This is a genomic window from Streptomyces kurssanovii, assembly GCF_040677245.1.
Lineage (GTDB): Bacteria > Actinomycetota > Actinomycetes > Streptomycetales > Streptomycetaceae > Streptomyces > Streptomyces kurssanovii.
Genome location: NZ_JBFAQK010000045.1, coordinates 1 through 22,293 on the forward strand (window position 1 = coordinate 1; position 22,293 = coordinate 22,293).

The following is a 22,293-nucleotide window of genomic DNA, read 5'->3' on the forward strand; positions in this document are numbered from 1 at the left end:
TACCCACCGTGCGGCGGTCGCGCCGACGCGCTGCCGCGGTTGTCCCACACCTTCGAGGCCCGCCATGTCTCCATCATGGCCCCTGCCGCCCGTCCGCGTGGCCGTTACCGCGGAACGGAGCCCCTCGGGGCAGGACCGTCCGACCGGCTCGAACGGCGTCCGGCCCCGACGCGGCACGGCGCGGCCCGCCCGCCTGAACATGGGTGACGGCCACCCCTACGAGTGACGCCGCTGCCCACGGCATCCGGCCGATGCCGGCGTGCCGGCCCTCCGCGCACAGCTCACCGGCGCGCTGTATCAGGCCATTTGTCGCGCGGTGCCCTGCGGCCGGCCCCTCGATGGCCTGCACCGGCTCAACCGTCCGGGTACGCATCCGGCCAATCCGCCACCTCGTGCGCCCCTGTGCTTCCGAATGCCCCGTTCCCCGGACCATCGCGGGGGCACTCAGAGGAGGGGCGGGTCAGGAGCGTCACGCCGAACAGGTGCGACGGGCATACCAAGGGTGGGAAATGATACGCGTGACCGTGGTGTACGAGGCCGGGCTGCTGCGGGCGGCGCTCGAGGAACTGCTGCGCTGCGGAGGCGAGTTCGATGTCTCCTCCGTTGCGCACTGGCCACAGAGACCGGCCCCTGGCGCGCCGGTGCCGGACGTGTACGTCATCGACGCCGAGTGCCTCGAGCCGGCCAGGGCCGCCGACCGGACGGCGGCCGGAAAGGTCGCCCTCGTGGCACTCGTCCCGGCGCAGCGACCAGGGGTGCTGAGAAGGGCCCATCAGGCCGGTGCCCTCGGGTTCGTCGACAAGGGCGGCTCCAAGAGCCGATTACTCACAGCGGTGCGCCGCGCGGCGAAGGGCGACCGGTTCGTGGACGAGGCACTCGCCGCCGGTTTCCTGGCGGCAGCGGAAATGCCCCTCACACAGCGGGAGTTGAGCGTGCTGGCGCTGGCCGCCAAGGGGCAGCCGATAGCGGAGGTCGCCGCGTCGCTGCACCTGTCCCAGGGGACGGTCCGGAACTACATGGCGAGCGTCATCCGCAAGGTGGGGGCCCGCAACCGGGTGGACGCGATCCGCATCGCGCAGGGAGCCGGCTGGACCTGATCCGGGTCGGCGGAGCGGCCGCTCCGGCGCGTACACGGACCGCGGCCGCTGAACGGTGTACCGGCCGCTTCAGCGGCCCGTGCCGTGCCAGTGCCCCACCAGGTCCCGGTACAGGGCGGAACGCGCGAGCAGTTCCTCGTGCGTTCCGCACCGGGCGTGCGTGCCGTCGAGGGCGAGGACACGGTCGGCCCGGAGCGCCGACGACAGCCGGTGGGCCACCACCACCAGGGTCCCCGGACGGGCGGCGAGAGCCCGCTCCGCCACCGCCTCCGTCGAGGGATCGAGATGGGACGTCGCCTCGTCGAGCAGCAGCACGGGCGCCGGGGAGAGATGGGCACGACCGAGGGCGATCAGCTGCCGTTCGCCCTGGGAGAGGGTCCGTGGTGTCAGCGTCGCGTCCAGACCGCCGACCCTGGCCACGAGCGGCTCCAGCTCCAGCGCCCGCACGGTCTCCTCCACGGCGGCTCGCGGAGCCTGGGGGCTCAGGTAGCGCAGGTTGTCCCGGAGCGTGCCGGTGAAGACGTACGCGTCCTGCGGGAGGAGGGTGCGCAGGCCCGTCAGGTCCGTGGGCGGCGCCGGCGCGAGCGGGTGCCCGGCCAGCCGCACCGCCCCCTCGGACGGCGCCAGCGTGCCGGCCACCACCTGGAGAAGGGTCGACTTGCCGATGCCGCTCGGCCCGACCACCGCGAGGTGCTCGCCCTCGGCGACGGACAGGTCCAGTCCGTCCAGGACGGGACGCGCCCGCGACCCGAAGGAGACCCGGACGCCCCGCAGTTCCACCGCCGCCCGGCCGGTCCGGGGACCGGGTCCGGGTCCGGAGCCCGCGGGAGGGACGACGGCCGTGTCCGGGTACGGCTCGGTGAGCCGGCCCAGGACCACGAGCAGCCGGGCGCCCGCGGCGCCCAGCACCGTCATCAGCGAATGCAGGGCGGGAAGCAAGGCCTGGAGCAGATAGGTGAGGGCACCCGCCAGCGCCCCCGCCGAGACACCCTGCCGCAGCAGCCACGGTGTGCAGACCAGGAGGAGGAGGACCGGCAACTGACCGGCCACGGCCACGGCCAGCGTGCGTACGGCCGCCCAGCGGGCCATCGACCGTGCCGCGGCGGCGGCCTCGCCGACGTCGAGCCGCCCCTGTGCGGCGGCCGCGTCCTGCGTGCCGCAGGCGATGATGTCGCGCAGGGCCGTCCGTACGCCCTGCGCGTGCCGGGCGATCACCTCGTCGGCGTCGAGGTACCGGTGCTGGGCGCGGGCCATCGGCAGCAGCGACATCGCGAACAGCGTGACTCCCAGCAGCAGCGGCGGCAGGACGATCAGCAGGAACTGCGGTGCCAGCGACAGCAGGCCGACCGCGGCCCCGGTGGCGACGAAGAGGAAGGAGCGCGCGGTGAGCACAAGCCCCGCGAAGCTGTCCCGGGCGATCTCCGTCTGGCTGGTGAGCCGGGAGACGGCCGTGCCGTCGACCGAGCCGCCGGGGGCGGTGGCCTTGCGCAGCGCGTGCATCACCGCGCGGCGGACGAGAGCGTCGCGCAAGGGCTCCGTCAGGTCGGCGAGCAGGGCGAACACCCCGCGGGTGACGGGGGCGCCGAGCAGAATCACCCCGGCCGCCAGTGCCAGCCAGAGAAGACCCGTCGCGGTGTCCGCCCGCAGGAAACCGTCGTCGAGCGCTCTGGCGACTCCGTAACCACCGAGGAACGTCTGCACGGACTCGGCGGCGGAAAGGGCCGCGAGGCCGAGCAGGGTCCGCTTCCTGCCCAGGAGGAAGCGCCGGGCCGGTCCCGCCAGGCGGCGGGCTGCGACCCGGTCCGTGACGGCGTGGCCGTGACCGGGCCGGGCGGCGGTCCGGCTCATCGCCCGGCCCCCCGGCCGCGGCGTGCGGCCAAGGCGGCGCGTGACCACCCGGTCCGTGACGGCGGGGCCGCGCCCGCGGAACGTGACGGGTCCCGCGCGGGCGCGCGGTCGGGCGCGGCCGGAGCATCCGGCGCGGACAGCGGGTCCGCCGCTGTCGCCGGGTACGGGCCGGCCGGCAGTCGCGGCTCCGGCTCGGGGGCGAACACCGCGCGGTAGTCCGGGTCCCGCCACAGCTCGCCGTGCGGCGCGACGCGTCGGACGCGGCCCGCCTCCAGCCAGATCACCAGGTCGGCACGGGCGGCGGTGGACACCCTGTGCGCGACGACCAGCCGCGTGCCGGAGAGCGAGGAACGCGACAGCGCGAGTTCCACCTGCCGTTCCGTGGCCGTGTCGAGGCTCGAGGTCGCGTCGTCCAGGATCGTCAGACGCCCTCTTCGTACGAAGGCCCTCGCCAGACCGAGGCGTTGCCGCTCGCCCCCGGACAACGGCACCTGGTCCAGCGGTGTCTCGTACCCCTGGGGCAGCAGGCGTACGAAGCCGTCGGCGTGCGCGAGGTCCGCGGCGTGCCGGACCTGCTCACCGCTCGTGGGGACGGCTCCGGCCGCCACGGCCTCGGCCACCGTGCCGCCGGGGAACTCCGGTCGTGCGAAGGCGTAGGCGACGCAGGCGCGAAGGTCGCTCCGCGCCACCTCGGACAGCGGGATGCCGTCGAGAAGCACCTGTCCCACGTCCGGATCCTCGAGCCGGCCGGCGACGGCGGCGAGGCTGGACTTGCCGGAGCCGGACCGGCCCACCACGGCGGCCGTCGCGCCTCCGGGCACCTCCAGCGTCACGTCCGTGAGCACCTGCACGCCACCGCGCGTCACACCGACCCCTCTGAGCTCCAGGGCACCCGTTCCGTCGGCCGGCAGGACCTCGCGGCCGTGGGACATCGGCTCCAGGTCCGCGAGTTCGGCCGTGCGACGGGCCGCGCTACGGGCCCGTACGAGCGCGCCGAGCGGGGACGCGACCCCGCCGACACCGGCGGCGAGCGCCGCGTAACGAGAGGCCGCCAGCAGTTCCCCCACGCTCAGGGCCCCTTGGGAGACGCGGACCCCGCCCACGGCGAGGACGGCTGTGACGAGCAGCGGCAGCAGCACGCCGCTGTGCGCCACGGCACGGCCGTGGACGGTCCACATACGCCGTCCGTGCAGGGCCAGTTCGTCGAGCGGGGCAAGGACGCGCCGCGCCTCGCGTCCGACGGTTCCTGCCGCGGCGACCGTTCGGGCGCCCTCCAGTGCCTCCGCCAGCCGGGCTGCGATGTCGGCCTGCACCCGCTGGTAGCGGCCGACGCTGTCGGACGAGTGACGGGCGAAGGCCCGCAGCAGCAGAAGCAGCAGCGGAACACCGGCCAGGAACACGGCAGCGGTCCACGGATCGATGAGCGCGAGGGCGACGAGGGCGCCCACGGGGGCGAGCAGTGAGGAGACGATGGTGGCGAGCGCCGCGGGCGCGGCGCCGCTGTCCGCCGCGTTCACACACAGCCGAGCGGCGACGTCGCCGGGAGAGTACGAGGCCGCCCTCTCGAGCGGACCGCCGAGCAGCCCCGTCAACGCCCGGACGCGTACCCAGGCGGTGGCGCTGGCGTTGGCCAGTTGGCTCAGCAGGACGCGTGCTGCCTCCAGGAGGACCTCACCCGCCAGCAGCACGGCGCTGAGCGCGAGCCATGGCCCCGCCCCCGGGCGTCGGTCCAGCATCAGGTCCAGCGCGTGCCCGATGACGGCGGGTACCGCGAGCGCGCACCCGGCGGCGGCCGTCGAGCAGAAGCCGAGGACGGCGGCGATGAACCAGGTGTGCCGCACCGTGCCGCGCAGGAGTGCGTCTCCTCCGCCCACCGGCGCCGTACGGCCCTTCTCCCGCCGGCCCTCGTCCCGGGGCTTCGCGGCCGGCCGGCCCTGGTCACGCCGTTCCTCGTCCCGCTGTCGCCGGCCCCGCGGTCGTTCGGCCCGATACAGCCTCGTCACCCCTCTCCGTCACCCGTCTCCGGCGCTCGGCCGGGCAGAGCCGTCCGCCGCCCGGTCCCGACGGTCCGGACGCCGCGGCGCCCCCGGAGATGTGCTCCGGGGGCGCCGGGACTCCGCCGCGACTCCCGCCGCGCGCGGAGCCGCGCCGGATCAGTGACAGGTGGTCACGCTGAGGCTGCTGTCACCGCAGAGCAGCAGGCTGGCGCGGCTGCCGGTCTCGACGTCGCCGATGGCCTCTTCCTTCGGGGTCTCCATCGACTGCAGGTCGAGCAGGGTCATGATCTTTTCCTCTCTGTCGGGGACGGTGCTACGGACGACCCCGTGACGGGGCCGGTTCTTGGGGGTGCCGCAGCGGCGGCAGGAACGGCAGCTGCGCGGGGCGGTCGCCGAGCGCCGACGCGAGCGCCAGCAGGCAGCCGGCCGTGCCGGTGGACAGGTCCATCGACAGCCGCATCATCTGCTCACCGGGGAAGGCCAGTCGGCCTTCGTAGGACATGGCGTGCCAGGCCAGCGAGCGGATCTGACGGCGTACGTCCTCCGCTGCTGTGCCGGGGCCGCCCGTGGTGGTACGCGCGAGGTGCAGGACCATGCCGGCGGCGCCGCGGAAGAGGCCCGGCTGTGCGTAGAACGTGGCCTGCGCGGCCCGGACGATCTCGCGGCGTGCCTGGTCGAAGGTGTCGTCGCGGCGGTGGGCCGCGTAGTCGTCGAGCACCATGCCGATGCCGACGCTGCCCGCTCCCAGGTAGGGCATCGTGCGCCAGCCCTCGTCCACCTGGAGGGTGCCCGCGGCACCGCGTACGCACCGGGACAGGTCGTCGTTCAGCGCCTCGGCCGCGAGGTCGAGCAGCGCCGTGTTCCCGGTGCGTTCGTGCAGCCGCACGAAGAGCAGCGCCCGGCCCGCGGAACCGTGCAGCAGCCCGGTGCGCCGTGGGCTCCGCCCGGTCCCGGCCCCGGCGGGGACGGGGCGGGCCGTCAGCTCCGCGCAGTGAAGGGCGGCGTCGTGCAGGGCCGTCTCCCCGGTGGCGGCGGCGAGTGCGTCGAAGGCGAGGCCGATCCCGGCCGTGCCGCTGTGCAGGTCGGGTGAGAGCGCCGACCAGTCCTGTTCGAGAATCCGGTGGGCGAGTTCCAGGGCGGGGTCCGTGTGTCCCAGCCGGTGCAGGGTCCAGGCGATGCCGGCGAGGCCGTCGTAGAACCCGAGCGGAGTGCCGGAGTCGGGTGCCTTGGCACGGCGCAGCAGCCACTCCTCGGCGGCGGGGCAGGCCGGGGAGCCGCTCTCGTGGAGTGCGTAGAGCACTCCGGCGGCACCGTGGCCGAAGCCCGCTCCGCCGCCCGCGGTCGCGAACTGCGCGATGTCGCCGGGAAAGTACCGGTCCTCGCGCTCCGGGGTCGCCGACGCGAGGATCGCCTCGGCCATCGAGTCGCGGCTGCGCGGCCAGTCGTCCGGTTCCACGGGGAGGAACCGGGCAGGCCCTTCCGCCGGTGCGTGGAGCGGCCCGCCGGCCGGGTCGCGTCCGATCTCCCGTACGGCCTCGTCGAGGAAGTCGCGGGGCACCGGGAAGTGCCGTGCCGCGAGGTCGGCCAGGTGTGCGGCCTTGTCCCGGTCGACGGCGAGCAGGCTGGTGAGCGGCAGGAACAGGGCGATCCGCAGGCAGGCCAGCGCATAGCGGTCGACGTCGGTGCCGCGCCGGTCGGCGGGTGCGACGAACGCCGGGTGGGCGACGATCTGCCTGCCGCGCTCCTCCACGGGGCGTGCCGCTTCGAAGTCGAGCAGGACGACGGACTCCTCGTCCTCGGCGACCATGATGTTGAACAGGTGCAGATCGTTGAAGACCACTCCGCGCGCGTGGACGTCGGCCACCGCCTGCTCGACCAGGCCGTGCATCCGCATCGCCCACCGCGTGTACTCCGCAAGCCGTTCGGGCGACGGGTCCGCGTCGATCAGTGGGTGCCTGCGGGCGAAGAAGGAGTTGAGGGGCCGGCCGGCCACATGCTCGAGCGCGAGGAAGTGGTGCTCGCCCAGCACGAAGCTGTCCACGACCTCCGGCGTGCAGGCGAGCCCCGACAGCTGCCGAAGCGCCCGGTGTTCCCGTTCCAGGCGGGTCACCGCGTCGGCGCCGTCGGCGGCGAGGCCGGCGTACGGGCGGGCCTCCTTGAGCACGACCCGCCTGCCGGTGGTCTTGTGGTGTGCCTCGTAGACACCGCCGCCGTTGGAGAAGTGCAGCGCTTTGTCGACGGGGTACGGCAGGTCCGTGACGGCCACCGCGCCGCGGGCCTCGAGATGGGGCCGCAGATAACCGGGCGGGGTGATCCACTCGGGTATCCGGAACACCGGTTCGCGCGGGTCGGGCACCAGCGTGCCGGCACCGTTCTCGATCGCGGGGCGCAGTTCGCCGTGCTCGTCGTAGCAGTGGCGGCGGGTGAAGCTCCCGTAGCGCAGGTGCACCGGCCCCGCGCCCCAGCGCAGATCGCTGAGGATGTACGGGCCGGGCTCGCCGTCGAGCAGCGCGGCGAGGTCGCCCGCGATCCGTCCGCACCGGTCCTCGTCCGCCGGGTAGACCGTGATGAACTTGCCGCTCGCCGCCCGGTCGGCGTACTTGGCGTTGCGCTGGTGCAGCAGGTAGCGGCTCGGGACGAACTTGAAGGCGACCTCGTGCGTCAGGCAGTACGTCCGGACCTCGGCGAGCACCGACTCCGCGTTGGCGAGGGAGGCTGAGACATGGATCTTCCAGCCCTGGGGCGGCAGTGCCTGGTCCACGGGCCGCAGGGCGAGCCAGTCGCCCGTGCGGTGGCTGAGCCAGCCCTCGGGGACCGGCAGCCGCGCCGCCTCGTACAGGGAACCGTGTGCGGTCTCCTCTGCGAACTCCAGGCGGTGCGGCGCGTCGTAGAAGTGCCGGTCGGCGTCGCAGTAGACCGCGTACCCCTTGTTCACGCGCACTCCCTCGGTCGGTGACAGGAGTGACGGTGTCACGCGCCGTCAGGCGCCCGACAGTCACCGCTGTCACCTTCCGAGCGTGCGGTACGCACAGGTAACCGGGGCCGGACGCGGCGGGCCGGCCCGGCCGGGGCGGTCAGAGGAACTTGGCCTTGCCCGGGCCTTCCTCGACGAAGCTGCGCATGCCGCGTTCCCGGTCCTCCGTGGCGAACAGGCCCGCGAACCAGTTACGTTCCACGGCGAGCCCGGTCTCGATGTCCGTCTCGAGCCCGGCGTCCACCGACTCCTTCGCCGCGCGCAGCGCCAGCGCGGGCCCCTTGGCCAGCGCCCCGGCCCAGGCGCGCGCCTGCTCGTACACCTCGGCGGCGGGAACGATCCGGTCCACCAGGCCGAGGGAGAGCGCCTCCTCCGCCTTGACCATGCGGCCCGTGAAGATCAGGTCCTTGGCGCGGGAGGGGCCGATCAGCCGGGACAGCCGCTGGGTGCCGCCCGCTCCCGGGATGAGGCCCAGCAGGATCTCCGGCTGGCCGAGCTTGGCGTTGTCGGCGGCGATCCGGTAGTCGGCGCAGAGCGCGAGCTCACAGCCGCCGCCGAGGGCGTAGCCGGTGACGGCCGCGACGACGGGCTTCGGGATACGGGCCACGGCGGTGAAGGACTCCTGCAGGGCCCGGGAGCGCACGACCATCGCCGCGTGGTCCATGGCCTGCATCTCCTTGATGTCCGCGCCTGCCGCGAACACCTTCTCGCCGCCGTAGAGGATCACGGCCCGCACGTCGTCGCGGCGGCCGGCCTCCTCCGCGAGTTCGCGCAGCCGGTCCTGGACGGCGATGTCGAGGGCGTTCATCGGGGGGCGGTCGAGCCTGATGGTGCCGACGCCTTCGGAGACTTCCAGTGAAACGGTCATGCAGCAGAGGTTAGTGCGCGTTAACGCGTCGGGGCCCGGTGCTGTTGCTCACAGCACCGGGCCCCGCGTGGCGTCCTACTTGGTCCACTCGGACCAGGACATGTTCCAGCCGTTGAGGCCGTTGTCCGGAGCGATCTGCTTGTCCTTGGAGTTCTTCACGATCACCACGTCGCCGATGATCGAGTTGTTGAAGAACCAGGCCGACGGGGTGTTCTTGTCGTACGCGCCGCGCACGTCCCGCAGTCCGATGCACCCGTGGCTGACGTTCGCCGAGCCGAACGTCCCGGCCGAGGCCCAGTAGTTGCCGTGGACGAAGGTGCCCGAGGTGGACAGCCGCATCGCGTGCGGCACGTCCTTGATGTCGTACTCGCCGCCGAAGCCCACGGTGGCGCCGTTCATCCGGGTCACCTTGTACTTCTCGCTGATGACCATCTGCCCGTTGTAGGTCGTGGTCGACGGCGCTCCGGCGGTGATCGGGATGTTCTTGATCTCCTTGCCGTCGCGCACGACCTTCATGGTCTTGGCGCTCGCGTCGACGGTGGAGACCTGGCTGCGGCCGATGGTGAACGAGAAGGTCTTGGCCTGCTTGCCGTACACGCCGGGGCGGCCTTCGACGCCGTCCAGGTTGAGCTTCACGGTGACCTTCGTGCCCGCGGCCCAGTACTCCTCGGGACGGAAGTCGAGGCGGTCGTTGCCGAACCAGTGGCCCTCGATCGGCACGGACGGCTCGGCGGTCACCGTGATGGCCTTCTCGACCGCCGCCGGGTCGGTGATGCCGCGGGTGAAGTTGATGGAGACCGGCATGCCGACGCCGACGGTGGAACCGTCCTCCGGCGTGTAGTGGCCGATGAAGGTGTTCTTGGGAACCAGCGTGGTGAAGGTGGTGTCCTTGGCGGACTCACGGCCGTCCGTGTCCTCGGCGACGGCGTGAACCTTGTACTTGGTGGCGCCCGCGAGGTGCTGCAGCGGCTGCCAACTGGCGCCGTCCGCGGCGATCCTGCCTTCGATCTTCGTGCCCTTGTCGTCCTGCACGGTGACCGTCGTCAGCTTGCCCTTCGCCGCGGTCACCTTCAGGGCGCCCATCGTCGCGACCGCGTCCGCGCCGTCCTTCGGCGAGATGGTGACCACCGCCTGGGACGCCGCGTTCCCGACCTTGCCGCTGCCGTCCTTGCTGCCCGGGTCCTTGTCACCGCCCTTGGCGGAGCTCCCGCCTCCGCAGGCGGTCAGAACCAGCATCGCCCCCATGACCAGAGCGGACAGCACGGCGCCCCCGCGCCCGCGTCCGGTTCCGGCCGATGCCCCCGATATCGGCTGCCCGTTCACAGTCGTGTACTCCCCTCGCACGGCCTGGCACCGCCACGGCCCCCACCCCCGCGCGCCTCACGCACGCACGGCGATAGATAATCACACCGCAGGTCGTCAAATGTGCCCCCGAATGTCACCGTTCGGTCCCAAGTCGTCCATCGGACCGTGGTGGGGCCGCCTAGGGGGAGGCGAGAGGGTTCTGCCCGGTCAGCGCAGCGCCGAACCCGCCTTCCAGCGCTGCCAGTCGAGGTTCCAGCCGCCGAGGCCGTTGTCCGGTGCGACCGTCCTGTCCTTGGACCCCACGACCTCCACCACGTCCCCGATCAGGGTGCGGTCGAAGAACCAGCCCGCCGGGGAATCGCCGCTGCCGCCCTTGTCGTCCCTGAGCCCCACGCAGCCGTGCGAGACGTTGTCCGAGCCGAAGACGTCGGCGGGGGTCCAGTAGTTGCCGTGCAGGAAGGTTCCGGAGGTGGTCAGCCGGATGGCGTGCGGCACGTCCTTGATGTCGTACTCGCTCTTGCCGTCCTTCTTCGTGAAGCCGACGGTCGCGCCGTTCATCCGGGTGACGTCGTACATCTCGGTGACCACCATCTTGCCGTTGTACGTCGTGGACTTGGGCGCGCCGGCGGTGATCGGAACGGTCGCGAGGACCTCTCCGTCACGCACCACCTTCATGGTGTGCGCCGCCGCGTCGACCAGGGACACCTGGGACCGGCCGATCGTGAAGGAGACGGTCCGGTTCTGGATGCCGTACACGCCGGGCGCCGCCTCGACGTCCCGCAGCCGCATGTCGACGGTGACCTCGGTGCCCGGACTCCAGTACGTCCGGGGCCGGAAGTCGAGCCGCTCCTTGCCGAACCAGTGCCCGACGACCTCCACCGGCGGCTGCGAGCTCACCCGGATCGCGCGCTCCACGGCGGCCCGGTTCTCGATCTTCCGGTTGAAGGCGAAGGACACGATCATCCCGGTGCCCACGGTCGAACGATTCTCCGGTTTGAAGTAGCCGATGAACCGGCTGTCCGGGACCAGGGTCGTGAACGTCGTGTGGCGGGCGGAGCGCCGGCCGTGGCCGTCCAGCGCCACCACGTCCACGCTGTACTTGGCGGCGAGCTTCAGCCGGGTGCCCTTCTCGGGCGCCCAGCGCAGCCCGTCGCCGGAGATCCGCCCCTTGACCACGGTCTTCGTGGCGTCCTCGATCCGGGTGACCTCGACCCGCTCCAGCCGCCCGCTGGGCAGCCGCACCTCCACGGTGTCGTGGGGGCGCACCTCTTTCGCGCCGTCCTCGGGAGTCACCCGGATGGTGTCCTTGGTCCCCCCTGGTTTGTCGCCGATGCCCGGCATCCCGCCGGAGCAGCCGACGAGGCCCGCGATCAGTCCTGCCCCTGCCAGGGCGACCGCGGCCCTGTGCCCTGCCCGCTTCAGTACATGTCTCACGTACCGGTCAACGACGACCACCCGGCGGGGGCAACGTGAACGGCGGGCGATGTTGGGACCGGGGCGGCGCGGGCAGAAATGGTGACAGGACCACGCGTGGGGTGCCGCGGCCGGGACGCCGCGGGCAGTGCTCCTTGCGGGACCTGCCGCCCGGGAGCACCTCGAGCGGGGGCCCGACGAGCCGCGGGAGGCCGGCAGGTGTCGAGCGCAGCCGAGCAGGAGACGGTGCGGGAGAAGGTGCCGGGCGAACCGCCCGGCACCCGTTCGGCGGTGGCCGGCCCGGCCGCACGCCGTTCGAGGACGGATGCCCGGGAGACGGACGCGGGCTCCCGCAGACCACCCGTGTGGCCGGGGGCGCCGACCCCTCTGGGCGCGCGGTTCCGGGTGGGGTCGGACGGGGTGGCGGGGACCAACTTCGCGCTGTGGGCCGGCGGGGCGGAGGGTGTGGAGCTCTGCCTCTTCGACGAGCGGGGCGCGGAGACCCGGCTGCCGCTCACCGAACTGACCCACGAGATCTGGCACGGATTCGTGCCCGGCGTGGGGCCCGGCACCCGGTACGGATACCGCGTGCACGGCCGCTGGGACCCCTGGACGGGAGCCCGGTGGAATCCCGCGAAGCTACTGCTCGACCCGTACGCGAGGGCCGTCGACGCGGGCCCGGGCAACGACTACGGCGCCCTGCCCCCGGAGGTCTACGGGCATGTGCGCGACTGGCCGGAGCAGCACGTCGCCGACACCGTCCGCGACGACCGGGACTCGGCCCCGTTCGTCCCCAAGGGCGTGGTCGTCCACGACGACGCCGGCGGCGACGAATGGATGGACGACCGCAGGCCCAAGACGCCCTGGGCCGACTCGGTCATCTACGAACTGCACGTCCGCGGATTCACCCGGCTGCACCCGGGGATCCCGGAGGAACTGCGGGGCACGTACGCGGGGCTCGCCCACCCGGCGGCGATCGAGCATCTGGTGCGGCTCGGTGTGACGGCGGTGGAACTGCTGCCGGTGCACCAGTTCGCGCACGAGGACCATCTGCTGCGCCGCGGACTGCGCAACTACTGGGGCTACAACTCGATCGGGTACTTCGCCCCGCACGCGGCCTACGCGGCCACCGGCACCGCCGGTCAGCAGGTCGGCGAGTTCAAGCGGATGGTGCGCGCCCTGCACGCCGCGGGGATCGAGGTCATCCTCGACGTGGTCTACAACCACACGGCGGAGGCCGGCGAGCTGGGGCCGATGCTGTCCCTGCGCGGGATCGACAACCGCGGCTACTACCGTCTCCAGGCGGACGCCCGCAGATACGCGGACTACACGGGGTGCGGCAACACCCTGCATGTGGTGCAGCCCCATGTGCTGCGGCTGATCACCGATTCGCTGCGCTACTGGGTGACCGAGATGGGCGTCGACGGCTTCCGCTTCGACCTGGCGGCGGCGCTGGCCCGCTCGATGCACGACGTCGACATGCTCTCCCCGTTTCTCGCCGTCATCGCGCAGGACCCGGTGCTGCGCCGGGTGAAGCTGATCGCCGAGCCGTGGGACGTGGGCAACGGCGGCTACCAGGTGGGGGCGTTCCCGCCGCTGTGGACGGAGTGGAACGACCGCTACCGGGACTCCGTGCGCGACTTCTGGCGCGGTGCGCTGCACGACGTGCGTGATCTCGGCTACCGGCTGTCCGGCTCCAGCGATCTGTACGCCTGGGGCGGCCGGCGGCCGTACGCGTCCATCAACTTCATCACCGCCCACGACGGTTTCACCCTGCGCGACCTGGTCAGCTACGAACGCAAGCACAACGAGGCCAACGGCGAGGGCAACCGGGACGGCACCGACGACAACCGCTCCTGGAACTGCGGCGCCGAGGGCGAGACCGACGATCCGGCCGTCCTGGCCCTGCGCCGCCGGCAGCTGCGCAACCTGCTGACCACCCTGCTGGTGTCGACGGGCGTGCCCATGCTGGTCGCCGGCGACGAGATGGCCCGCACACAGGGCGGCAGCAACAACGCCTACTGCCAGGACAACGAAGTCAGTTGGGTGGACTGGTCGCTGCTCGAGCAGCCCGGGCCCGCCGGTCTGCTGCAGCTCACCCGGCGGCTGCTGGCGCTGCGGCACAGCCATCCGGTGCTGCGCAGACGCGCCTTCTTCTCCGGCCGGCCGCAGGCCGCCGACGGGCTGCGGGACCTTGCCTGGTTCACGCCGCACGGCACCGAGATGGCCGAGGAGGACTGGTACGCGCCGTCCGCCACAGTCGCCCTCTACCTCTCCGGCCGGGACATCCCCGGCCGTGACGCGCGGGGCTGCGAGGTGACGGACGACAGCTTCCTGACGGTGCTGCACGCGGCGGCGGAGCCGGTGGACTTCCGGCTGCCGGGGCCGCCGTGGGCGGCGGCGTACGAACTGGTCGTGGACACCTCGCTGGAGGACCAGAGCACGGCCCCGGGCACCGTGCACGAGGGCGGTCGCGTGGTGCGGGTGCCGGGGAGGTCGGTGCTGCTGCTGAGAGTGCGGACCTGACACGCCGCCGGGCCGGTGGCGCGGCCCGGCGGTTCAGCCGAGGATGCCGCGGTCGTACGCCAGAGCCACCGCCGCGGCCCGGTCCTTGGCGCCGAGCTTGCCGAAGATATGGGTGAGGTGGGTCTTCACCGTGGCCTCGCTGATGAACAGTTCGCGGGCGATCGCCCGGTTGGAGGTGCCCTTGGCGACGAGCTCCAGCACCTCCCGCTCACGCGCCGACAGACCTTCGTTGCCGGGCGCCGCCGGGGTGCGGACATGCGAGACGAGGCGTGAGGCGACCGCGGGCGAGAGGACCGTACGCCCCTCGGCGGCGGCCCGTACCGCCGTGAACAGCTCCTCGCGGGGCGCGTCCTTGAGGAGGTAGCCGGTCGCGCCCGCCTCGATGGCGGGCAGGGTGTCGGAGTCCGTGTCGTACGTGGTGAGGACGAGGACCCTCGACCGGGCGCCCCGGCGGGCCAGTTCGGCGATGGCGGCCACTCCCCCGCCGCCGGGCATGCGCAGATCCATCAGGACCACGTCGGGGTCGAGACGGGTGGCGAGTTCGACGCCCGCGGGGCCGTCCGCCGCCTCGCCGAGGACCTGGAAGCCCGCCCCGGCCTCGAACATGCCGCGCAGGCCGTCCCGTACGACGGGATGGTCGTCGACGACGATCAGCGTGACGGCGCGCTCGTTGACAGGGTGTTCAGCCATGGCGCACCAACGGTACGCGAGCGGACACCGCCGTGCCCTGGCCCGGCTCCGATTCGAGGGCCACGGTGCCCGCGATCCGCTCGGCGCGCGCCCGCATGCCGTCCAGCCCGAAGCCGCCGGAGCCGGAACGCGGCGCGACGGCGAGGGGGTCGAAGCCCCGGCCGTCGTCGCGGACGTCGAGAGTGACCTCGTCGCCCATGTAGGACAGGGTGACGCCGGCCCGTGCGGCGTCCGCGTGCCGGGCGGTGTTGGCGAGGGCCTCCTCCGCGATCCGCAGCAGGGTGGCGGCGACCTCGTCGTGCAGGTGCTCCTCGGTGCCGGTGACGGTGAAGCGGGCCTGCACGCCGGTGCGCCGGGACCAGTCGGCGACCGTCTTCTCCAGTGCCTCGGGAAGGGTGGCGTGCTCGAGGGCCGCCGGACCGAGGTTCTGCACGGAGCGGCGGGCCTCACCGAGGCTGTGGCGGGCCAGGGCGTAGGCCCGGCTCAGATGTTCGCCGGCGACGTCCGGGTCGTCGGTGGACGTGACGACCTGGAGCTGGGTGATGATGCCGGCCAGGCCCTGCGCGATGGTGTCGTGGATCTCGGCGGCGAGCCGGCCGCGTTCGTCCGCGATGCCCGCTTCGCGTGCCTGCACGAGGAGTTGGGCGTGCAGGCCCGCGTTCTCCTCGAGGGCCTGCTCCAGGCGGGCGTTGGCGAGCTCCAGCGCCTGGATGGTGGCCAGGCGTTCCTTGGCCCGCTCCGCCTCCTGGACGCCGAAGCGGGCGAATATCAGGCACAGGGAGGCGTTGAGGACGTACAGACCGCCGAAGAGGACCCACTGGAGCGTGGACGCGGGCGGCAGGCCGCCGGCCTGGGAGCCCGCCATGGTCACGGCGGTGGCCAGCAGTCCCGCGTACGCCCTGCGGCCGGGCAGCAGATGGCCCGCGTCGAAGTAACCGAGGACGGCGTAGACGGAGAAGAGCGGATTCAGCCAGGTGAGGGCGAAGGCGATGACGGTCCGCAGGGCGTAATAGATCTGCCCGGCCCTGGCGTGCTCCTCCTGGTCCGGCCGGCGCACGCCCCACCACACCTGGAGCGCGAGGGCCGCGAGGGCCAGTACGCCCGCGACGCGCATCTCCGTACCGTCCATGAAGTCACCGGCGACGGCGACGGCGATCACGGTCGCGAGACCCAGGAAGGCGTAGGGGCCGTAGCGGTAGAACTGCGCCCAGCGCTCCTCTATCGGTACGGCCGTTCCCGGCCTCTGCACCGCGTCGGACAGCCTCATGCGCCAAGTGTCCCCCACCACGGCCACGGTGATCACTCCCAGCGGAACCAGCGGACGGCCGCGGCGGTGAGCAGCACCGCCCACAGCCCCGTGACGCCGAGGTCCGTCCATGCGGGCCAACTGCCCGCCGCCGCCCGGTCCAGCGCCTGTGACGCCGCGCCCAGCGGTGTGAACTCCACGATGCGCTGGAGTGTGCCGGGCATGGTCTGGACGGGCAGCCACACGCCCGAGGTGAACATCGACGGGAAGAAGATCACCGATCCGACGGCGGTGGCGACCTTCTGATTGCGGGAGACGGCACAGACCGTCGCGCCCAGCGCCAGCGCGCTCGCGGTCGTCAGCAGCATGGCCAGCACGTAGCCGGCGGGCTGCCCCGGCAGGGCGACGCCGAAGGCGACGCGTCCGACGGCCAGCGCCAGCACGGCGGACGCGAGCGCCGCCACGCCGTGCAGGGCGAGCTGGGCCGACAGCAGCACGGAGGGCCGGACCGGGGTGGTCGACATCCGGCGCAGGATGCCGCGTTCGCGGTAGCCGGCGAGGACGGGCGGCATCGCCTGCAGCCCGGCCATGATCACGGCGAGCAGCACGGCGACCGGGACGTAGAGGTCGATGACGCGGCGGCCGCCGATGTCGTCGGACGCCTCCCGGAAGGAGGGGATCAGGCCGAGGATCGTCATGAGCAGCGTCGGGAAGAGGAGGATCCAGAACAGCGATCCGGGTTCCCGTGAGAAGAGGCGGGCCTCGGTCCGCAGCACGGCGGCCCAGGCCGGGACACGTGCGGGCACCGGGGCCGTGCCGGGGGCGGGGGCGGGGGCGGCGGTGGTCATCAGAGCCTTTCCTCCGTGAGGTCGAGGAACGCGTCGTCCAGAGAGGTCTCGGAGACACGGAGCTGACGGGCGGTGATGCCGAGCCTGGCCAGCAAGGAGATCACGGCGGTGACGGTCTCGTCGGTGCCGTGGACGGTGATCCGGCCGTCGGTGGTGGCGACGGAGGCGGCCTGCGGAAGCGCGGCCAGTTCCCGCTCGTCGAGCGGGCCGGAGGGGGTGAAGGAGATGACGGTCGACACTGCGGACCGGCCGATCAGCCCGGCGGGGGTGTCGAGCGCGGCGACCCTGCCCTTGTCGATGACCGCGATCCGGTCGCAGAGGCGCTGCGCCTCCTCCATGAAGTGGGTGACCAGCAGAACGGTGACGCCGGAGTCCCTTACCTCCTCGATCAGTTGCCAGGTGTCCCGGCGGGCACGCGGGTCGAGTCCGGTGGTCAGCTCGTCGAGGACGACGACCCGTGGGTTGCCGATCAGGGCCAGCGCGATGAACAGTCGCTGCTTCTGGCCGCCGGAGAGCTTCGCGAACCGGTCGCCGAGCTTGGGCACCAGGCCGAGCCGCTCGGCGAGCGGCCGCCAGTCGGCCGGCCGCTCGTAGAAGGACGAGTACAGCTCCAGTGCCTCGCGCACCGTGAGCTTGGGCTGGAGCTCGCTCTCCTGGAGCTGCGCGCCGAGCAGCCGGGTGACCTTCTCGTGGTCGTCCACGGGGTCGAGGCCGGCGACCCTGACCGTGCCCGAGTCGGGGGTCCTGAGGCCTTCCACGCATTCGACGGTGGTGGTCTTCCCGGCGCCGTTCGGGCCGAGGATCCCGAAGATCTCGCCCTCCTCGACCCCGAAGCTCACCCCGTCGACGACGGGCCGGCCACCGTAGGCCTTGTGCAGGCCGTTCACTTGGACGATTTCCATGGGCACGACACTCCCGCGCGGCCGGTGGCCGGCACATCGCCCATCACGCTCGAGCCGGCATCGGCCGATCGGTTGATACGGGCGTACGACTCCGGCCCGGCGGGCCCGCGGTCACCTGACCGGAGGTGCCCCGCCCGGCGGAAAACCACATGAGCGGTGTCAGTGGTCAACCGTAGGCTCGCACCTGATGCCCACTACACATTCGGATGCCTCCGACACCACGGACCGCTCCGCCGTGCGTTCGCTCGTGCGGCTGTGGCCCTATGTGCGCCCGGTCCGCGCACGCCTGTTCAGCGCGGCTCTCGTCGCCATAGTGGCCTCCTGCCTCAGCCTGGTCATCCCGCTGGTGCTGAAGTGGATCGTCGACGGGCCGGTCGCGGCCGGTGATCCGGGCGGGGTCTGGTTCGGGGCCCTGGTCCTGCTGTTGCTGGGAGTCGCGGAGGCCGTGCTGTTCGGCTTCCGGCGATGGCTGGTGGCGCGGCCGCTCGCGGGCGTGGAGGCGGCCATGCGGGCGGACCTCTTCCGCCATCTGCAACGGCTCCCGGTGGCCTTCCACGACCGCTGGGCCTCCGGTCAGTTGCTCTCGCGCGGCACCACGGACCTGATGCTGCTCCGGATGTTCCTGGCGTTCCCGCTGACCTTCCTGCTCGTCAACGCCACCACGATCCTCGTCGGTTTCGTGATCCTGCTGGGGCAGGAGTGGACGCTGGGGCTCGTCCTCCTCGTCCCCGTACTGCCGCTGGTGGTCGTCTGTTCGCTCTTCGAGGCGCGCTACTCGCTGGTCGCGCGGAAGGCGCAGGACCAGGTGGGCGACCTGACGACGGTCGTCGAGGAGAGCGTCCTCGGCATCCGCGTCATCAAGGGCTTCGGGCGGCACCGCAGCCAGGCGGAGGCGTTCCGGGGGCTCTCGGAACGGCTGCGCGGCACGGAGCTGGGCAAGGCGCGTCTGCTGGGCAGCGTCTGGGCTCTGATCACGATCATTCCCGAACTGGCCATCGGCGCGGCGCTGGTGCTCGGCACGATCCAGGTCGCGGACGGCACGCTGTCGGCGGGCACGCTGGTCGCCTTCCTGTCGACGGCCCTGGCGCTGCGCTGGCCGGTGGACTCGATCGGATTCCTGCTGGCCATGAGCCAGGAGGCGGCCACCGCGGCCGACCGCTACTTCGAGGTGCTGGACGCCGCGGAGGAACGCGAGACGCACGACGTACGGGAGACCGCGACCCGTACGGAGCAGCGGCGCGGGACGGGCGGCGCCGCTGGGGCCGGCGTTCCGGCGGAGACCGGTGGACTGCGTTTCGAGGGCGTCGGGTTCCGTTACCCGGACGCGCCCGACGGCAGCGCACCGGTCCTCGCCCGGATCGACCTCCATGTGCGGCCCGGCGAGACCATGGCCCTGGTCGGCGGCACGGGCAGCGGCAAGACCACCCTCACGGCGCTGGTGCCACGGCTGTACGAGCCGACGTCCGGGCGGATCACCCTCGACGGGCAGGACATCACCACCATGCCGCGTGAACGGCTGCGCGAGCTGGTGTCGGTGGCGTTCGAGGAGCCGACGCTGTTCTCGGCGAGTGTCGCGGAGAACGTCCTGATGGGCGCTCAGGGCGCCGGCGAGGCGGCACTGCGGCGCTCGCTGGACATCGCGCAGGCCGGCTTCGTCGACGCGCTTCCGCACGGCGCCGCCACCCAGGTAGGTGAGCAGGGCCTCAGTCTGTCGGGCGGTCAGCGCCAGCGTCTCGCGCTGGCGCGCGCCGTCGTCGGCGGGCCGCGCTTCCTGGTCCTCGACGATCCTCTCTCCGCGCTCGACGTGCACACGGAGGCCCTGGTGGAGGCGGCGCTGCGCCGGGTCCTGGAGGACACCACCGCGCTGGTGGTGGCGCACCGGCCGTCGACGGTGATGCTCGCCGACCGGGTCGCGCTGCTGTCGGGCGGCCGTATCACCGCGGTCGGCACGCACCACGAACTGCTGCGCACGAACGCCGAGTACGCATGGCTGATGTCCGGCACGGAGGGGCCCGACGGCCCGGCGGATATGGCGGACGGGTCCGGGACCGGCGTGGAAAGGGCAGACGGTCCGGCCGACATGGCAGGCCGGTCCGGGACCGGCACGTGCGGGCCGGTGGCCGGTGACCGCGACCGCGCGAAGACGCCGAAGGGCCGGACGGACGCGGACGCGATCGCGGGGACCGAAGGGACGGCACGGTGACGGCAGGGTCGACAAAGGGGCCGGCGACGGCAGGGCCGGCAGAGGGCGCGGCAACTGCGGGTGAACCGGCGGAGAGGGCGGCGGACAAGCCCGGGGGCAGCCCGGCGGACACGTCGGCGGACCAGCTTGCGGGCGGCCCGGCGGACACGTCGGCGACCGGCCCGGACACGCGCGGGGCGGCCCGCACCGCGACCGGGCCCGCGACGAGCGGCCCTGCGGCCGCTGCCGGCCCCCTCGACGGCACGGCGCCGCCCGGGGAGGGTGAACCGGCGGGCGACCCGTTCGACCGGGACGCCCTGCCCGCGCCGGCCGGCGCGACCGGCGCCCTGCTGCGTTCCCTCCTCGCGCCCCGCCGTGCGCGTGTCGCGCTCGCGGCGGTGCTGCTGCTCCTCCAGCAGGCCGCCGTCCAGGCGGGCCCGCTGCTGGTGGCGTACGCCATCGACCGCGGCGTCCCGGCCTTCCGTGCGGCGGACTACGGTCCGCTGGTCGCCGTCGGCACCGGGTACGCGCTGTGCGCGGTGGCCGCGGGAGCGCTCCAGTACGCCTTCATCCGGGCCTCCGCCCGGGTCAACCAGGACGTGCTCCTCGATCTGCGGGGGCGCATCTTCCGCCACGCCCAGGCGCTGAGCGTCGACTTCCACGAGCGGTACACCTCGGGCCGGCTGATCTCCCGCTCCACGACCGACGTCGAGTCACTGCGCGAGCTGCTGAGCGAGGGGCTTCAGGAACTCATCGGCGTCGTGCTCGCCTTCGTGTACATCTCGGCGATGCTGCTCTGGCTCGACCTCGGGATCGGCGGCATGGCGGTCCTGTCGTTCGTGCCGCTCTATCTGCTGGTGCGGGTCTACCAGCGGCGGGCCAAGTCCGTCTTCATGAACCGCTCCACGGCGATCGCGGCGGTCATCGTGAAGTTCGCGGAGACGATGAACGGCATCCGCCCGGTGCGTGCCTTCCGCCGCGAACGGGCCAACGACGCCGACTTCGAGCAGCTCAACCACCGCCACGAACGCACCAACGGCGACGCCCTGCTGGAGATGGCGCGCTACGTCGTCGGCTCCCGGCTCGTCGCCAACACCGCTGTCGCGGCGATGGTCCTGTGGGGCGCTTACCGGGTCGCTCAGGGCACGCTCGCCCTGGGTGTACTGGCCGCGGCCGTGCTGTACCTGCGGCGGCTGTACGACCCGATCGACCGGCTCGGGATGTTCCTCAACTCCTACCAGTCGGCGGCTGCCTCACTGGAGAAGATCGCGGGCCTGCTGGCGCAGGAGCCGACGGTCCCGGAGGCCCGCGCACCCCGTGAACTGCCGGTGCGCAGGTCCGGCACGCCGGGCCGCGAGGTGGTGTTCGAGCAGGTCGGCTTCGCCTACCGCACGGGCGGGGAGGTGCTGCCCCGGTTCGACCTGACGATCCCCGCCGGGCAGACCGTCGCGGTCGTCGGCTCGACCGGCGCGGGCAAGTCGACCCTCGCCAAGCTGCTGGCCCGCTTCTACGACCCCACCGAGGGCCGGGTCCTGCTCGACGGGACCGATCTGCGGGACCTGGCCGTGCCGGACCTTCGCCGGGGGGTGGTGATGGTGACCCAGGAGGCGTTCCTGTTCTCCGGGACGGTCGCGGAGAACATCGCGCTCGGGCGCCCGGAAGCGAGCCGCGCGGACATCGAGCAGGCCGCCAAGGCGATCGGCGCCCATGACTTCATCGAGTCCCTGCCCGACGGCTACGACACGGACGTGCGCAAGCGGGGCGGACGGATCTCCGCGGGGCAGCGGCAGTTGGTGTCCTTCGCGCGGGCGCTGCTCGCCGACCCGGCGGTGCTGATCCTCGACGAGGCGACGAGCTCGCTGGACATCCCCGGTGAGCGGGCGGTGCAGCGGGCGATGGACACGGTGCTCCAGGGCCGTACGGCGGTGGTCATCGCGCACCGGCTGTCGACGGTCGAGATCGCGGACCGGGTGCTGGTGATGGAGCACGGCCGGATCGTCGAGGACGGCGCGCCCGCCCGACTGATCGGCGGCGAGGGCCGGTTCGCGGAACTGCACAGGGCCTGGCGGGACAGCGTGGTCGGCTGAGCCGCTCGGCGGGCCGGGCCGCCGGGCCCGGTCCGTCGCACGGGCGGCCCCGGGGCCCGCAGGGCAGACCGCCCGACGCCGCCCGTGCCGCCCGCCCGGTACGGAATGAGCCATGCCTCGAAGGCCCGTACCGGAGCGCGAGCAGCCGCGCCGCTACGCCGCCTTCACAGATGCAGACTTCGCCGTGAACATCCGGTGGCTTTCCGGGTCGGGCCGGGGCGAATGCCCGGGCCCCGGCGGGCAACGACCCGCGAAACGTCCGCTGACCGAACATGACCTATCGGGCAACGGACGAATTCCGGCCAACTTC

Annotated in this window: 15 protein-coding genes; 4 read left to right on the forward strand and 11 right to left on the reverse strand. The window is 72.8% G+C overall.

Annotated features, from left to right (window positions below; genetic code table 11):
• The first annotated feature begins 509 nt into the window (after positions 1–509).
• A complete protein-coding gene (locus AB0K36_RS25595) occupies positions 510–1,097 on the forward strand; it encodes a response regulator transcription factor (protein ID WP_364598624.1) in 588 nt (195 codons plus the stop codon).
• Positions 1,098–1,166: 69 nt separating this feature from the next.
• Here the strand turns inward: AB0K36_RS25595 and AB0K36_RS25600 are convergent, their stop codons facing one another.
• The 7 genes from AB0K36_RS25600 to AB0K36_RS25630 form a co-directional block, all read right to left on the reverse strand.
• Complete coding sequence (locus tag AB0K36_RS25600) at positions 1,167–2,945, reverse strand: ATP-binding cassette domain-containing protein (protein WP_364598627.1); 1,779 nt, start codon at positions 2,943–2,945, stop codon at positions 1,167–1,169.
• Positions 2,942–4,948: an ABC transporter ATP-binding protein gene (locus AB0K36_RS25605; protein WP_364598630.1), complete on the reverse strand. Its 2,007-nt coding sequence runs from the start codon at positions 4,946–4,948 to the stop codon at positions 2,942–2,944. Before AB0K36_RS25605 ends, AB0K36_RS25600 begins: the two co-directional genes overlap by 4 nt.
• 150 nt (positions 4,949–5,098) lie before the next feature.
• Positions 5,099–5,227 carry a mycelium formation morphogenetic lantipeptide SapB gene (gene ramS / locus AB0K36_RS25610; protein ID WP_364598633.1) on the reverse strand — a complete coding sequence of 43 codons (129 nt, stop codon included), beginning with the start codon at positions 5,225–5,227 and terminating at the stop codon, positions 5,099–5,101.
• A gap of 28 nt (positions 5,228–5,255) precedes the next feature.
• On the reverse strand, positions 5,256–7,877 hold the full coding sequence (lanKC, locus tag AB0K36_RS25615) for a class III lanthionine synthetase LanKC (RefSeq protein WP_364598636.1): 2,622 nt from the start codon (positions 7,875–7,877) through the stop codon (positions 5,256–5,258).
• Positions 7,878–8,016: 139 nt separating this feature from the next.
• Positions 8,017–8,784 carry an enoyl-CoA hydratase/isomerase family protein gene (locus AB0K36_RS25620; RefSeq protein WP_364598639.1) on the reverse strand — a complete coding sequence of 256 codons (768 nt, stop codon included), beginning with the start codon at positions 8,782–8,784 and terminating at the stop codon, positions 8,017–8,019.
• 75 nt (positions 8,785–8,859) lie between these two features.
• On the reverse strand, positions 8,860–10,107 hold the full coding sequence (locus AB0K36_RS25625) for a L,D-transpeptidase (protein WP_364598642.1): 1,248 nt from the start codon (positions 10,105–10,107) through the stop codon (positions 8,860–8,862).
• A 189-nt stretch (positions 10,108–10,296) separates the two neighbouring features.
• On the reverse strand, positions 10,297–11,523 hold the full coding sequence (locus AB0K36_RS25630; protein ID WP_364598644.1) for a L,D-transpeptidase: 1,227 nt from the start codon (positions 11,521–11,523) through the stop codon (positions 10,297–10,299).
• A 198-nt stretch (positions 11,524–11,721) separates the two neighbouring features.
• Between AB0K36_RS25630 and glgX the strand changes: the two genes are divergently transcribed.
• Positions 11,722–14,028, forward strand: coding sequence for a glycogen debranching protein GlgX (gene glgX / locus AB0K36_RS25635; protein WP_364598647.1), 2,307 nt, complete (start codon positions 11,722–11,724; stop codon positions 14,026–14,028).
• A gap of 33 nt (positions 14,029–14,061) precedes the next feature.
• On the opposite strand, the gene AB0K36_RS25640 is transcribed toward glgX, so the two are convergent.
• From AB0K36_RS25640 to AB0K36_RS25655, 4 genes are read right to left on the reverse strand one after another with little or no spacing between them, the layout of a single operon-like run.
• A complete protein-coding gene (locus AB0K36_RS25640) occupies positions 14,062–14,718 on the reverse strand; it encodes a response regulator (protein WP_364598650.1) in 657 nt (218 codons plus the stop codon).
• Positions 14,711–15,985, reverse strand: coding sequence for a sensor histidine kinase (locus AB0K36_RS25645; RefSeq protein WP_364598653.1), 1,275 nt, complete (start codon positions 15,983–15,985; stop codon positions 14,711–14,713). Before AB0K36_RS25645 ends, AB0K36_RS25640 begins: the two co-directional genes overlap by 8 nt.
• A 32-nt stretch (positions 15,986–16,017) precedes the next feature.
• Positions 16,018–16,812, reverse strand: a complete 795-nt coding sequence (locus AB0K36_RS25650) for an ABC transporter permease (protein WP_364598656.1) — start codon at positions 16,810–16,812, stop codon at positions 16,018–16,020.
• Positions 16,812–17,714, reverse strand: a complete 903-nt coding sequence (locus AB0K36_RS25655; protein WP_364598658.1) for an ABC transporter ATP-binding protein — start codon at positions 17,712–17,714, stop codon at positions 16,812–16,814. Before AB0K36_RS25655 ends, AB0K36_RS25650 begins: the two co-directional genes overlap by 1 nt.
• A gap of 187 nt (positions 17,715–17,901) precedes the next feature.
• On the opposite strand from AB0K36_RS25655, the gene AB0K36_RS25660 reads away from it, so the two are divergent.
• Together AB0K36_RS25660 and AB0K36_RS25665 are read left to right on the forward strand one after the other, a co-directional pair.
• Entirely contained in the window at positions 17,902–19,917 is a 2,016-nt protein-coding gene (locus AB0K36_RS25660; protein ID WP_364598661.1) for an ABC transporter ATP-binding protein, read from the forward strand.
• Complete coding sequence (locus AB0K36_RS25665) at positions 19,914–21,983, forward strand: ATP-binding cassette domain-containing protein (RefSeq protein WP_364598664.1); 2,070 nt, start codon at positions 19,914–19,916, stop codon at positions 21,981–21,983. Before AB0K36_RS25660 ends, AB0K36_RS25665 begins: the two co-directional genes overlap by 4 nt.
• Positions 21,984–22,293: the final 310 nt, after the last annotated feature.